The organism is Pseudoalteromonas sp. T1lg122 (assembly GCF_002964825.1).
GTDB lineage: Bacteria > Pseudomonadota > Gammaproteobacteria > Enterobacterales > Alteromonadaceae > Pseudoalteromonas > Pseudoalteromonas gelatinilytica.
On record NZ_PQCG01000010.1, the window covers coordinates 27,843 to 43,361 of the forward strand.

Here is a 15,519-nt window from a genome sequence, read left to right on the forward strand (position 1 = left end):
CATTAAACACAAAAAAAGCCGAGCAAAAGCCCGGCTTAAGGGTACTGCAGGGAAAGCTATTCCACTGCTTCAACCGTCACTGTTAATTTACTCAGATCAGGTCCTTGCACTGTAAAACGATAATCGCCAGCAGCTGCAATACTCAGGGCGATATTGGCGCCAACGGCTTCTAATAAAGCGGCTTCGCCAAGTACAGCAACAGGGGCATCACCACTGCCGCCATAATCTACGGTACTCCAATCTTCAGAAGCGACTTTGAACTCATAGTCACCAGCTTCTAAAGTCATGGTGGTACTGTACATCGCATCACCAGCATAAATTAGTGGGTTATCTGTGCCCCAACCATTAACGCTTCCGCGTAAGTACACCTGAGTTGCGCCAAACATTTCTGCATTAAATACACTCATGAGTGGCTCTTCAAGGTTACTGGCATCAAACACAAACTGATATTGACCATCGCTTGCAATATCCATTGTCATGTTTGCACCTTTTACTGCGAGCAGTTTTTCTGTACCCACAGTGACTGCCGCGCTACTTTCACCTGAGCCATAATCCACCGTGCTCCAGTCACTTGAAGCCACTTTGAATTCATAGCTACCCGCGGTTAACTGTTTAGTGAAAGTGTAAATACCTTTACCTTGATACATCAGCTCGTCACTGGTACCCCAATCATTTAAGCTACCGCGTACATAAATTGCAGTGCCAACAAATGGCTCTTCGTTATAAACCTTAAGTACTGGGTTATCGGTGTCTGTGGCATCGAATGAGAACACATAAACAGCATCCATTGCCGCCGTAAAGATCATATTGGCACCACTACGTGTTAGCGGCTCATCTTCACCTTCGATCACCTCAGCAACATCAGCAGAAAGCGCACCAAAATCAACGGTAGACCAATCTTCTGAAGCCACTTTAAACTCATAACTACCCGCTGTTAAAGGAATCGCAATTTTGTACTCGCCATTACCCACATATTCAAAGCTATTTGCCGTACCCCAGTCGTTTAACGAGCCACGAACATAAACTGTTGTGCTACCAAATGGCACAATATCTGGCGCCCCCACAGTCGCATCGGCACTTAGGCCTTCGCCTTGAGCATCACCTTGTGGTTTCACAAACACAGCAACAGTATATGGCGGAACATTAAAGGTACCTTCGCCCTCACCAGCTATAAAGCTTGCCGCTGACATACTAGAGTCAACACTCGCTTTTAAAACAGGATGAAGCTCAAAACCCGCAGCCGTTGATACCGTATGCGATAAGCTTTGCTCAGTGCCGTTCATCACCACGACAATGGCATCGTATTGGCTATCTAGGTCAGTTAAACCAACGCCATCATCGATACTCATCACGACTAAGCCTTGCTGTTGACGCTTACCAATATTGTGGAAGCCAACGCGGTCTAAGATATCTTGCTCTGTGGTTAAACTAAATAATGGGCTGGCACTACGAATTGCTAAGAACTCAGTAAACATATTACTTGCGTACTCAATGTCGCTAGCCATCGCTTGCGCATTCGTATTTGCTGAAATAGGTGCTATTTCACCCCACTTCGCTTGGTTATCTTGCGCAGGCGGTAAACCTACATTCCAGTTGTTGGTTTCTTTACTGAAATCAACAAAGTTGAACCAATCACCAGAATCATAGCTGTTACGATCCATTGATTTAGAACGCAGCATATCAGCACCCATTTGCATAAATGGAATACCTTGGCTCATCAGCGGCATAGCTAAAGCCATATTGTGAACACGCACACGATCTTCAATACTTAAGTTAGTGCCATGTTTATATTGCAGCTGATCCCATAGTGTTTCGTTATCATGCTTAGAGACATAGTTAATGCTGTCAGCTGGATCGAGTGCATAAGCCGCAGGCTGACCACCCCAACTAAAGCTACTGCCTTTTGCTGAATTACCTTTAAAGTCTTTAAGAATGTAGTTTTGTAAGTTACCTGCCAGTGATAAACGCAACGTATCTTGCTCAGATAAATTGCCATCTGTGGCATTATTACTAAAGAACGCACCGCCGCGAATTGCCTCACGGATACGGTCATTAAAGGTACCTACTTCAGTGCCTGCCATATCCATTTGTTTAGCTTGCACAAATAAACGGTTATCTGCGACTTCACCAAAGTTCCACCCTTCACCGTAAAAGTAGGTATCAGGGTCAACCGCTTGTACTGCACTAAGCGCGGTCATAATTGATGCTTTTGGCATATGCCCCATCACATCAAAGCGGAAGCTATCGTAACCAAAATCACGAGCTAGAATCACCATAGAATCAGCAACAAACTTATCCATCATGACATGTTCTGTTGCTGTATTTTCACAACAGGTTGAGCGCTCGATATCGCCTGATGTTTCGTTATATCTGTGGTAGTAACCTGGTACCAGTTTATCGAAGACTGATTTATCCCAAACACCTGATGAGGCCGTGTGGTTATAAACAACATCAAGCACGACACGTAAACCAATTTCTTGTAAAGACTGGATCATCGCACGCGTTTCTTTGACTCGTGCAATACCTTCAGGTGATGAAGCGTAAGAGCCTTCAGGCGCAATAAAATGATGCGGATCATAACCCCAGTTAAAGCTATCAACACCACGCATTGCATTAGCAAGTGCTTGAGCATCATCAGAGCCAGGTAGGTATGACGCCATTAAATCAACTATCAATGCACTCTTATCTTCGGTTTTACATGCATCGGCATCATCGTCAATGCGGCTACATAAATCACCTAAGGTCGCAGTGATATCAACACGCTGACTGTCATCTTCATCTATAGTGCCAATATCTGTCAGTGGCAGTAAATGGAAATGGGTTAAACCATTATCTGCTAGCTTTTTAAGATGTTGCATTGGTGCGCTATCAAGCTCAGTAAACGCAAGATACTTACCACGGTTTGCTTCACTGACTGTTTCATCACGCACACTAAAATCACGCACATGACCTTCATAAATTACCGCTTGCTCAGGGTAATCAATCGTTGGCACCATACGCTCATCCCAGCCAGTCGGTTTAGTATCTTCATCATCAAGGTTAATTAGTTGGCTATATAAACCATTGGTTGAAACGTTTAATGAATAAGGATCTGTGCTCCATAAGCTTTCAATTTTCTTAGTCGTCGGATGATAAACATCAAACATGAAACGGTAGTAATGGCGATCGTGACTGATATCGACATTGCTAGACCAAATACCCGTTGCGCTATCAAAGGTCATAGCAAGTTGTTCAAGCTCTGTTTTATTAGCATCATAAAGCGCTAGTTTCATATTGCTTGCAGTTGGTGCCCATACCGACACATCAATGCCATTATTGGCGTAATGCACACCTAGTTGTGCTTCATTAGCGTCACTTTCGCCACTGGTGTATAAGTCATCGAGGGCTTTAGCGGTTTGCACATAAGTGGCTTCAATAAGCTTGCCATCAGCATCATAGCCCGCAACAACTAATTGTTGTTTAATAAGCTCTTTTGCAGCGGCTGCATCCCAGCTACCTTGGTACGCATTCCATCCAGCAAGGTGTGGTACTTTAGCGATTTGCTCATCGCTTAAAGATGTCGATGTAAGCTCAACCACTTGACCATTTAGCTCACCGGTATCTTCATCGACAGCTAAATCAGCACTGCTTGAAGAGTGTAATTTAATGATACTTGTCAGCTCATTACTTGGCTGATAAATCACAGTAGATAAATCAATCCAATGCGCTGAGGCACCAGAAATACTCACTGGACGCTCACCTAAGCTTATAATTGGATATTCAAATACTGATGGTTCACCATGAATGGTAAAGTTCATACGTTGGAACTTTTCATCGTCCTGCATCAATGGCATTTTTAAATCGACATCACCAAACGCTTTGCCAGACCCTTCTGTGCCAATATGCACGATAAAGTTAGCACACTCGTTGTAACCCTCTTTTAGTTTTACAATCCAGTACGCGCCATAGTTAGGATCAATACCATCGTATTCATGACCATTGGCCCAATCAGTGGCATCAAACGGCGCTGCGTACGAATCACAGTCATCGTTATTCCATGAGTGTAATCGATAGCCTTCGTAGGCATCATCACTGGTGCGGTTATAGAATAAGATGGCTTCGTCATCTGCAGGGAAAACCACAGGATCAGGCAAAGTGGGATCAGCGCCTACTACGCAGCTCTCATTATTCTCATCGGGTACCGTTGGTGCCGGACAACTAATCGGTGGCGGATCAACACACTCAGTCCCTGCTTCATTGGGAACTTGCGGGACACTACAGGTCAATAATACTTGTCCTGAATCTATATCGTTACTTGCGCCACCACCACATGCAGCTAGCAATACCATGCTACATGCAATCAGTAAGCGGCTAAAATTAGCTATTATTTTCATATTTTTATCTCCAACTTACTGATCAATGGTTATAGGTAAAACCTAGATAAAACTGACGACCAAAAAATTGCGTGGTGCCTGTTTTACTGGTTGTTCCAAAGTAGCTTTGTGTTGGTTCATCGGTTAAGTTATTCACTTGTAATAACATGCCGAATGAATCTGTGAACTGATACGATGTTTGGAAATCGATAACCGTTTCCGCATCAAAGTTCACCACTTGCTCATTGACAGCAACTTGCTCTGAAACGAAATCATCGCGATAACGCACATTCAAACGTGTTTCAAAGTTTTCATAGCTGTAAAAAAGTGTGCCGTTAAAAACATTGTTTGAAAGGCCAGGTAAGTCTTGCGATACAGAATCGCCACCTAAATCGGTGATAGATTGCACTTCGCTCTCGGTATATGAGTAACTGGCGTTAATACCTAGGCCTTCAAACGGTGAGGGTAAGAAAGAGAAAACTTGCGTATAGGCAAGCTCAATACCGCGAATATAACCGCCTTTGGCATTGTTAACCGCAGTAGTGTACACACCATTTGTGGTTTCATTTGCTCACCACTGACAGGGTCAACAATGTATTCTGGTACGTTAAAACCATTACCCTTAAAGTCAAAGTTCTCTATAGCTACCGTATCTATGAATGAGTCGATATTCTTATAAAATGCAGCAACTACCAGTGCACCATCGGTGTCTTCAAAGTATTGCTCGTAGGAGATATCGTACTGATCAGCATAGAAAGGTTTTAAGAATGGGTTATTGGTACTTGAACCGTTAATTTCGCCGTCATTGTTAACCGATGCACTGGCATCACCCGCTAAACGGTTAATCGGAGCACGCGCCATCACTTTTGCCGCAGCAAAACGAATTTGTGTCGCGTCACTCACTTTAAAGTTCAGGTTTAATGAAGGCAGGTAGTCAGTGTATTTAATGCCTAACACGCTTGGTGCATAAAGGTCGTTAACAATGCCATTGTCATCGACAATATATTGCGCACCGAGTTGTGGATTGCCACCGACGTTTTCGAGTACCGTCGCTGATTGATCAGTATCTACACGGCGAATACCAATATTACCTGTGACTGGCAGCTTGCCAATTTCGGTATCAATGTTAAGCATCAGATAGGCTGACACCACTTCTTCATACACTGAACCACTTTGTAACATGGTCCATGAGTAGTTAGTGGTATAGCCTTGTGCATCTGGCTCACCATCACCATCTAAATCAACAACACCATCGGCATTACCCCAGGTTTGTACTGGTTGCGGAATACCATTTGGGAACCATGCGTTGAGTGCTTTATCTAAATCTATCGCTAAATATGATGGGAAATAGCTAAACTCGCCTTGCCAATCGACTACTGTAGTCATGTCATCAGTAAGACGAAGCGGTGGTTGAGTCGAGGAGAATGCACCGTCGTTACCGTATTCAAATACAGAGCGATTATTGCTGTACTCACGGTCTGAATAACGAGCACCAAATTCAATTGAGCTAAACCAGTTATTCTCTAACTCATATTTAAAATCGAGTCGAAATGCTTTTACTTCATCTTCATTTTCATACGGATAAATACCGTATTTACTCACCATAACTCGGTCAATATCGCTAAATGCGTCTGCTTGGTTAAAGCCGACATCAGGCAAATTTAAGCCGTTCAATTGATAGTTAAGCGATACATTGGTATCGAACACTGGGTTCTCAACGGTAGCATCTTCTGCTACCAATGCCCAAAGTAAACCATTACGGAAATTACTCTTCGCACGTGATAGCGACACATCAGCATTGACGTTCAAACGCTCAGTAATTTGCCAATCGGCATTAATGCCGTAGCTGTCTACTTCATCAAAGTCTTGGTTATCATCATTAACGATTTCAACACGGGTAAAGCTATTTGATGTGCGGTTAATCGCACCACCAATCACCGCATTACCGTCAAGTACTGGATTAGCATACACCGCAGACGGACCACCAAACTTAACCCGAAAACCACGGGCAAATGATTCGCTATCAAAACGCGATAAAAACGCATCCCCTTTTAGTTTAAAGTTATCGGTTGGCGCCCATTCAATTGAGGTTAAATAACCATTACGGGTTTCTTCACCACCTAAATGCTGAAGCTCAAACCCTTCACTGATGTATTCATTAGCAGGGTTATCAGCTGGGCCATCGGTATCATTGGCCAGCCCATCAACATCTTTATTACCGTTATAAGCAAAACCGATAAATTGCGTCGCCACACTCGGCTGGAATAAGCGCGCGTAACCTAGTGCGACACCTAGCGTATCGTCAAGAAACTTGCCTTGGTAAGAAAAACTAATACGGTCGCCATATTCGGTGGCATCAAATACCTCTGAGGCACGGTCGTTATACATACCGCGCACATTCGCGGTAAATTTGTGTTGCTGATCATTATCCAAAGGGCTTGCTGTTTGTAGCTCGACTGTACCCGCGACGCCCCCTTCAATGAGCGATGCCTTAGGCGACTTGAAGACCGCCGCTGAGCTGATTAACTCAGACGGATATTGGTCAAACTCAATACTACGGCTACCACTGGTAGATACTTGCTCACGACCATTTAATGTCGAAAAAACAAAGCCACCAGATAAACCGCGAATGTTGATTTCGGCAGCTTGACCACCGGTACGTACCGCCGAGATCCCCGGTAGACGTGTTAATGCATCAGCCATAGATACATCAGGTAATGCCCCTAAATCATCGGCTGAAAGTTGCTCAGAGACAGTGTCGCTAAAGCGTTTTTGATTTAATGATTGAATTAAGCTGCGACTAAAGCCGCGCACTTCGATTACTTCAAGCTCAGGATCGATTTCCTTTGCTGATGTGCGTTCTTCTTCCGTCGCCGCCATTGCACTGTTTGCCGCTACTAAAGCTAGCATAAGCGCACTTAGCTTGAATTTCCCCATTGGATTTCCACCCTGTTGTCGTTGGAGGTGTTGTATTTGTGGTTATTGTTGTTGTCAAAAAACAACCAATAAAGTGTAACCAAAAGGTAAATATTGTGTGATGAATACGTATGCAATAGGAGCTTACTGGGGAGAGCAGCGATCACAACCCTTTTTTATTAGTGATGGAATCGCAATATAGAGGGATTTATAGGGTAATAACGACGCGAACAGCTAAGGCAATAAAGATCACCCCTAGCAATTTTTCGAGCCATGGATTCGTCTTGGTAAAGCCAAAACGCTTTTTTGATATGTCGGTTAACAGTGCAACAAGTAGATACCAGCCAGTATCAAGCACAAATACCGTTAAACACATGATTAACCCAACTTGCAAAGTCAGGTTCTCAGGGTCAATAAATTGCGAAAACAGCGCTAAAAAGAACACCGCTAGTTTTGGATTTAAAAAGGCAATGGCAAAGCCGTCTTGCAGCGCGCTGCGAGGGCTCGGCTTAGTTTGCTCAACATTCAGTGTTTGCGAGCTGGGTTTAGCTAACAGAATACGAATACCCAAATATGCGAGATAGGCTGCACCGCCATAGACCAGCACTTGATAAAGCGTTGGTAACTGAGTCATCAGCGCACCTAAACCTAGTAACGAGGCACACGCATAAAAACCAACCCCAATACCATGGCTTAACGCCGCCAACATGCCGTTCTTCATACCGCCATGTAAACTGTGTTTTAAAACCACAGCTAAACTCGGCCCCGGCGACATTGCCCCCATCACGCAAATTAAAACTAAACTCAACCACTCAGTTAGTGTCATTATTCGTTATTCTCGATTAGTAATAAAACGGATGTTATCTGACCATAAACCCCAGTGGCAGTGGTGATTGTTTTCACTTGCCAACCAGCTTGGCCTAATTCGAACACCCGTTGATTTAATGCATCAATATCGATGCCGCCGAAAAAGCGCTTCTTTTTAAACTCAACTACTTTTTGCATGTTAGTCCATCAGTTGGTATTCAAAGTCATAATGATGAATACCCGATTCAATTCGAATTGCCATTTTACCAGAAAGACCTTCAAGCTCTCCTGCGCCTGAGTCTGGCACCACTTCTAAAATCAATCGGTCAGCACCTTTATCCATGGTGCCAAAATGTTGCAGCACAAAACTGCCTTGTTTACCTTCTAAACTACCAACAACTTGTTCTATCGCTACATAACCTGCACTACCTTGAGTTGCAGTTATGGCACTGAGCATTTCGCCTTGGCTTGTTGCTTCTAAAGGACCTGAAAACTGTTTATCAATCGACATGCGTCCTAAATTTACGCCATCTTTACCTGTTGCATAGCCACCAATTGGGTTTAATTTTACGGTGAATTGACCACTGATCGTTGTAGATTCCATACTAATCCCTTAATAACTGTTGAATTTTAGAGCATTGATAACCATATCTATACCCTATTCACCAACAAGAATCTAGCATGTCTAACAACAAAGAAAAGGCCGCATTTAGTAGCCTGTTACCGATTTTAGCTTTTATAAAACCTTATAAATGGGTGGTGTTTGCAGCCCTTGGCGCCTTGTTGCTTACGGCCGGTGTTAACTTATCACTCGGACAAGGCGTTAAATTTGTTATCGACCATGGCTTTATTGCAGGCTCGCAAGCTCAGCTTCAACAAGCGGTGATGGTGTTGATTGGTTTGATTAGCTTATTAGCAGTAGGTACTTTTTGTCGCTTTTATTTAATGTCGTGGATTGGTGAGCGAGTCAGTAACGATATCCGTAAAGCCGTGTTTGATCGCATCGTTACATTACACCCGAGCTACTTTGAAGAAAACCGCAGCGGCGAGCTGATGTCGCGCCTGACCACCGACACCACCTTGTTGCAATCTATCATTGGCTCCTCTTTTTCGATGGCATTACGCAGTAGCTTAATGCTAATTGGTGGCTTGGCAATGCTACTTATCACCAACCTAAAGCTAACCCTTGTGGTTGTTGCCTGCGTACCTGTGGTACTACTGCCGATGATGATTTTTGGCCGAAAAGTGAGAAAGCTGGCAAGCTCAAGCCAAGATGCCATTGCCGATATCAGCACCTATGCCGGTGAGATCATTCAAAATATCAAAGTCGTGCAAAGTTATAGTCACGAAGAGCGTGAAAAAGCAGCATTTAGCGAAGAAACCAACAAGGCGTTTCAAGTAGCGAAGAGCCGTATCAAACAGCGCTCGTTTTTGATTGCAGCGGTTATATTTCTGACCTTTAGTGCTATTAGCGTGATGCTGTGGGTTGGTGGCAGCGACGTATTAGCTGGCACCATGACTGGTGGTGAGCTCGGTGCTTTTGTGTTCTATGCAATTATGGTGGCAATGTCTGTAGCAACGGTTGCCGAAGTGTACGGTGAGTTACAAAGAGCAGCAGGTGCAGCTGCACGATTGTTAGAGCTACTCGCCGTTGAAAGCATGATCAAAAGTCCAGATACAAATCATGATGCACAACTTGAGGAAAACAAACTTAATCACCCTGCTATCGAGTTTAATGAGGTGTCTTTTCATTACCCTTCAAGGCCAGATAAAGCCGCTTTAAATGCGCTTAATTTACAAGTAAAACAAGGGCAAACTGTTGCGATTGTTGGCCCGTCAGGAGCTGGTAAAACAACGCTGTTTGAATTACTACAGCGCTTTTATGACCCAAGCTCTGGGAGTATTTCGCTGGCAGGAATAAACATAAAAGCACTCTCTCTTGATTGCTTACGCCAGCAAATGGGAATGGTGGCGCAAAACCCAATTTTATTTAGCTCAGACGTAATGCACAACATACGTTATGGCAACCCAAGCGCCAGCGACGAGCAAGTATATGCGGCGGCCAAATATGCCCATGCTGATGAGTTTATTAATCAACTCCCTGATGGTTATCACAGCTTTTTAGGGGAGCAAGGTGTTAGGCTTTCAGGTGGGCAAAAACAACGCATAGTATTAGCGCGCGCAATATTAAAAGACCCTGCAATTTTGCTGCTTGATGAAGCAACCAGTGCACTCGACGCACAAAGTGAATTTCATGTACAAGCCGCTCTTGAGCATCTAATGAAAGACAGAACAACACTGATCATTGCCCATCGTTTAGCAACGGTTAAACACGCCGATGTGATTGTTGTGATGGATAAAGGAGAAATTATTGCAACGGGTACGCATCAGCAATTGTTTGAAACTAATCCATTGTATAAACAATTGTGCGAATTACAGTTTAATCGAGATTAAGAAGAGAAATGTCAGGTTTGAAAGGGCATATCAAACCTGTCCACAAATCTAGATGTAATATCTAACCTTGTGTATTCGGTACGATTTGAATTTCTACACGGCGGTTTAAAGCTCGACCATTTGCTGAGTCATTGCTCGCTACAGGGCGTGTTTCACCATAACCTCGTGTGCTGATACGTGCAGACATAATCTGATGATTAACTAAGTAATCTTTTACGCTTTGCGCACGTTGTTGAGATAGCGTCATATTGTAGCTATCTTTACCTGTGCTGTCGGTATGACCTTCAACGCTTAAGTAAGTTTTTTCGTATTTATTCATTACTTTAGCAATCGCATCTAAGGTGCTATGAAAACCCGACGAAATATAAGATTGGTCAGTTGCAAAGGTAATGTTAGATGGCATGACTAAACGAATATTGTCGCCTTCACGAACCACTTCAACACCTGAACCTGCTAGCTCATCGCGAAATGCTTCTTCTTGCTTATCCATATAATCACCAACAGCGGCACCCGCTAATGCACCAATAGCCGCACCAATAAAGATACGTTTATCGTCGTGGTCGCCAGTTGCTTTACCTAGCACGGCACCTGTTGCAGCACCAATCGCTGCGCCTTTACCTGTATTAGTTGTCTCACAACCTGTTAATAGAACGGCTAAAACGCCCACTGTTAAAACTGATTTTGTAAAAGTCATGTGTCTCTCCATGGCAATTATTCAAATTGAATTGTTTACAATTATGAATCAGTTTCTATGAACAAGCGATGAAGAAAAGATTACTTATCAAGTGCTACAGCAGTAACTGGAGGTAAGTTATACCCTTTAACCAGCTCGGTTAAGCGGCCATTGAGAACTAATGTATTGAGGCGGTCTTGAATTTTATCTGCCAGCTCTGAGCGTGCAAACTGTTTACTTAAAGCAATGTGGCCATAAATAACATCTTTATAGCGATAAGGCATTTTTACGATTTCTTGTGAAGGTCGCTGCAAAAATACAGAGGCGTGATCAGCTGTGGTTTCAACAGCAATTACCAGCTCAACACGGCTTTTTAACAACATATCAAACGCATTATGCTCGCTTAACGCTTCAACTTTAGTGAGTTTTTTATCATTATCGAAACGAGGAAAATGCGCAGCGCCTCGCATTACCGCAATGCGCTTACCAATTAAGTCTTGATAGTTGTTGATTTCAAGTCCACTGTCAGCTCTGGCATAAAACACAAAAGAAGATGACAGCATCATGTATGGTGGAGTAAGAAACTGCATTTTATGCTCACGCGCTTCTGTACGAATAAGCCCGCCCATTACATCTAGCTCATTTTGCTCGAGCATTTTTAAACAACGAGAAAACGGGCAAGCGACATATTCAAGCTTGATTGGTAAGGTACGCTGCATTTCACGCATAATATCCACTATTGCGCCACTGACTTTACCATCTTCAGAGACCATGCCATAAGGAGGCGCATGATCAACCGCCACCACAACCTTTTCAAACGCGGTTGCAAGTGCAAAGCTGCTGCAAACTAATAACAATAAGCTGGTAATATAGCGTTTCATAGTGATACTCATAACAACGTTCACTTGTTCTTTATATTGTAGACGCGCTTGTGTCATAAAAACCACAAAAATGTCATACAATTTTGTCATAATAGAAACAATCACCCATTAACGGCAAAGCAATGTTACTCGTTATCTTTAAGCAATTCTTTTTATTAGGCTGTATGAGTTTTGGCGGTCCTGCGGCACACCTTGGTTATTTTAAGCGCCACTTTGTTGATAACTTAAAATGGCTTAGTGCTGAGCGCTATGCGCAATTGATTAGCCTAAGCCAAGCATTACCTGGGCCTGGTTCAAGCCAAGTTAGTTTTGCGATGGGGGTTGAAAAAGGGGGCATTTTAGGCGGCCTATGTGCTTTTATTGGTTTTACACTGCCCTCATTTTTGATTATGTTTTTTCTAGCTCTCAGTGCTCACCAATTTGGTGATATTTACTTTGCAGTGATTGCCGGGCTTAAACTCTTTGCTGTGGTCATTGTTGCAGATGCAACCTACAGCATGGCAATGAGCTTTTGCAAAAACCATTTACACAAGCTTATCGCGGTATTGAGCACGATTGCACTCATTGTGTTCTCAGAGCTATCAAGCCAGATTCTCGTACTCATTATTGCTGCAACTTTGGGCTGGTTTTATCCTCAGCTTAAACTGCCAGAGAACCAAGAACATAAACCATTAACAGTCGCTTGGGTACCGCTTGGTTTATTTACCACCTTGTTACTAATTAGCTTTTTACCTTTGGGTGAATGGTTTTCTGTGTTTGCCCCATTTTACCAAACTGGTGCTATGGTTTTTGGTGGCGGCCACGTTGTGTTACCCGTTTTACAAGCGGGTGTACCGAGTCTTGACACTGAGCAGTTTTTATCTGCCTATGCCAGTGCTCAAGCCATACCTGGGCCAATGTTCACAATCGCCACATACTTAGGCGCACAAGTGTCGCCAAACACGCCACTCATAGGTGCGATTGTCGCTACGGCACTTATCTTCTTACCGGGATTTTTGTTGATGTTAGCGTTTATGAAAAGCTGGCTACAATTGGCGGATAAACCTCGCTTTGCGGGCAGCATTGCAGCGTTAAATGCGGCCGTGGTGGGCTTTTTAGCCGCTGCTCTTTATTCACCTATTTGGCAATCAGCAGTGCAAAATCTGTGGCAAGTAGCTTTAGTTATTGCAGCATTTACGTGGCTAAGAATGGCAAAGCCACCTATTTGGTGGCTATTGTTAGGTTTCATTGCAATCAGCTTACTGATTGCTCAGCTTTAAGCTTTTTCGCGGGGCGGATTCGTTACCTTGATACTCGGTTTTAAGCCTATTTGAGGCTCACTAGCCGTTAACTGCCCAGTGACACTTTGATAAGGTCGAAGCGCAAAAATTGGCAACACGGCAAGAAGATGATCCATGATCTCTGCTTGCAAATGCTCGTATGAGATCCAGCGTTTATCTTCACTAAAGCAATAAAACTCAATGGGTAAACCATGATTGATTGGTTGTAGCTCACGTACCATTAGGGTTAAATCACGATTAATTTTTTCGTGTTGTTTTAAGTAACCTTCGGCATAGCGGCGAAATAAACCTAGATTAGTAACTGGATCAGGCAAAGCCGTTACTTTGATATAGTCATGCAATGGAATAGCAGCATTTATTTGCTCACGAAACGCATCATCAACCAAACGAATACTATTCATATCAATGTTTAAAGAACGTTTGATACGGCGACCACCCGACTCTTGCATTCCACGCCAGTTCTTAAATGACCCAGCAACTAACATGTAGGTTGGAATAGTTGTGATAGTGTTATCCCAGTTGCGTACTTTTACCGTGTTTAAACCCAGGTCAATCACCTCACCATCGGCACCATAGCTGTCGACTTGGATCCAATCGCCATAGGTCACTAAACGATTAGCTGCAATTTGAATGCTGGCAACAAAACCCAAAATGGTGTCTTTAAATACGAGTAAAGTCACCGCCGCTATCGCACCAAAGCCAGACAAAATATAAGTTGGTGACTTTTCTAGCAAAATACTCACAATAAGGATGGCGCAAACCATAAAGGTGATAAGTTTTACAACTTGGATCAAACCCTGAATCGGAATATCACGGGCAAAATCAAGTTGGTTATAGATGCCACCAGCAATGCTCACGACACTACTTAAAATGAAGCCACCATAAATGATCAGCGCAACTTGCCCCACCGTTTTTAGTACTAACGCAGCGACATCATGAACAGGATAAACATAATCGAAGGTTGCTAAATACAGTACGCAGCACAATATCCCCGCGAAACGGCGGTTTAGTTTATTGAGCATGGGTGTTAGCGCACCGATGCGCTCAGGAGATAAACGTGTAACAACCTTTTGAATGCCCGGCAGTAATAAGCGGCGGGTAAACATATAGATTATTAGTAATGAGCCAACACCAATCGCTGTAGCCGTTAATGCGCTTATTAGCGTCGCGTCGGGCATTGATTCAAACCAAGGCATCACCAACTCTTGCAGGTGAGTTTGCTTCATGGCGCTTCAACCTCTTTATTGATGGTAGCAAGGTATTCAGCTTGCTGGGTTTGATGATAAGTTAGTAGCTGAGCATCTTTTTGCAACCATAACTCATTAATATGTTGCTGAAAAGCCGTTCTAAATGCACGGTCATGCTGATAATCACCAATCATCTCTGCGCTAATTGCTTGTACATGCATTTCAACTTTGATCACGTTGAGACGACCACGCATCAGATTACGACAAATATGGTCGCCTTCGCCTTGGTAAATAATCGAGGTATTTAATAATGCATCAAACTGCTCACCTAACACCTCAAGAGCAAATGCAATACCGCCCGCTTTAGGCTTTAAAAGGTAAGTGAACGGGCTGTTTTGCTTTTTGTGTTTTTGGCACGTAAAGCGTGTGCCTTCAACAAAGTTGATAATGGTAGTTGGATGATTACGAAAGTCGCGGCAACTGCGTTTGGTACGCTCTACATCGAGTCCTTTCAGCTTAGGATTTTTTGCCAGTTGCGCTTTGCTAACACGCTTCATAAAAGGCATGCCCATCGCCCATGCGCCGGTGCCAATAAATGGCACATATTTTAATTCATCTTTTAGGAAGAACTTTGGCGCGGGTAAAACATCAATCGCACTTAAAACAACAATATCTAGCCAGCTCATATGATTAGAGATAAGTAAGTACCAACCATCTGTGCTGACTTTGCCTTTAATATCAACATCAATTGTAGGGCAACCTAGCCACAGAGCTAAACGATTACCCTTACACCAACCGCGATAAGCCACATGAAGAATATCGCTAACCACTTTAAATGGCAGTAATAATTTAAGCACACCAAGGAGCAGCACAAGCGTGCCCCAGATAATTACATTAGCAAACAAGACAATGCTCACTAGAACGCCTGTTAACCAATTAGGTAAAAATTTCTTTAACATATGTGTGCTC

The 15,519-nt window shown here is 43.3% G+C and carries 10 protein-coding genes and 1 pseudogene; 2 read left to right on the forward strand and 9 right to left on the reverse strand.

The genetic code is table 11. The features are described 5' to 3' along the window. Nucleotides 1-56: 56 nt before the first annotated feature. From pulA to C2M33_RS09615, 5 genes and pseudogenes are all read right to left on the reverse strand, one after another. Nucleotides 57-4,373: a pullulanase-type alpha-1,6-glucosidase gene (gene pulA / locus C2M33_RS09595; protein WP_105174364.1), complete on the reverse strand. Its 4,317-nt coding sequence runs from the start codon at nucleotides 4,371-4,373 to the stop codon at nucleotides 57-59. Between the two features lie 22 nt (nucleotides 4,374-4,395). Next, nucleotides 4,396-7,289 (reverse strand): annotated as a pseudogene (locus C2M33_RS09600) (TonB-dependent receptor). A gap of 187 nt (nucleotides 7,290-7,476) precedes the next feature. Next, a complete protein-coding gene (locus tag C2M33_RS09605; protein WP_063702377.1) occupies nucleotides 7,477-8,094 on the reverse strand; it encodes a LysE family translocator in 618 nt (205 codons plus the stop codon). Next, entirely contained in the window at nucleotides 8,094-8,273 is a 180-nt protein-coding gene (locus C2M33_RS09610) for a DUF4177 domain-containing protein (RefSeq protein WP_054554414.1), read from the reverse strand. The genes C2M33_RS09605 and C2M33_RS09610 overlap by 1 nt, the downstream gene beginning before the upstream one ends. A 1-nt stretch (nucleotide 8,274) precedes the next feature. Next, the gene (locus C2M33_RS09615) at nucleotides 8,275-8,679 is read right to left on the reverse strand and encodes a DUF3224 domain-containing protein (protein WP_063702379.1); all 405 of its coding nucleotides are present in this window, start codon (nucleotides 8,677-8,679) and stop codon (nucleotides 8,275-8,277) included. Nucleotides 8,680-8,756: 77 nt separating this feature from the next. Here C2M33_RS09615 and C2M33_RS09620 point away from each other — a divergent pair, with 77 nt between their 5' ends. After that, a complete protein-coding gene (locus C2M33_RS09620; RefSeq protein ID WP_063702382.1) occupies nucleotides 8,757-10,529 on the forward strand; it encodes an ABC transporter transmembrane domain-containing protein in 1,773 nt (590 codons plus the stop codon). A 61-nt stretch (nucleotides 10,530-10,590) separates the two neighbouring features. On the opposite strand, the gene C2M33_RS09625 is transcribed toward C2M33_RS09620, so the two are convergent. Both C2M33_RS09625 and C2M33_RS09630 read right to left on the reverse strand, forming a co-directional pair. Continuing rightward, nucleotides 10,591-11,223, reverse strand: a complete 633-nt coding sequence (locus tag C2M33_RS09625) for an OmpA family protein (protein WP_054562840.1) — start codon at nucleotides 11,221-11,223, stop codon at nucleotides 10,591-10,593. 80 nt (nucleotides 11,224-11,303) lie between these two features. Next, entirely contained in the window at nucleotides 11,304-12,173 is an 870-nt protein-coding gene (locus C2M33_RS09630; protein ID WP_233999152.1) for a substrate-binding periplasmic protein, read from the reverse strand. A gap of 32 nt (nucleotides 12,174-12,205) precedes the next feature. On the opposite strand from C2M33_RS09630, the gene chrA reads away from it, so the two are divergent. Beyond that, complete coding sequence (gene chrA / locus C2M33_RS09635; RefSeq protein ID WP_105174365.1) at nucleotides 12,206-13,342, forward strand: chromate efflux transporter; 1,137 nt, start codon at nucleotides 12,206-12,208, stop codon at nucleotides 13,340-13,342. On the opposite strand, the gene C2M33_RS09640 is transcribed toward chrA, so the two are convergent. Then, a complete protein-coding gene (locus C2M33_RS09640) occupies nucleotides 13,339-14,589 on the reverse strand; it encodes a mechanosensitive ion channel family protein (RefSeq protein WP_063702391.1) in 1,251 nt (416 codons plus the stop codon). The genes chrA and C2M33_RS09640 overlap by 4 nt on opposite strands. After that, the gene (locus C2M33_RS09645; RefSeq protein ID WP_063702393.1) at nucleotides 14,586-15,509 is read right to left on the reverse strand and encodes an acetyltransferase; all 924 of its coding nucleotides are present in this window, start codon (nucleotides 15,507-15,509) and stop codon (nucleotides 14,586-14,588) included. Before C2M33_RS09645 ends, C2M33_RS09640 begins: the two co-directional genes overlap by 4 nt. Between the last annotated feature and the right edge of the window lie 10 nt (nucleotides 15,510-15,519).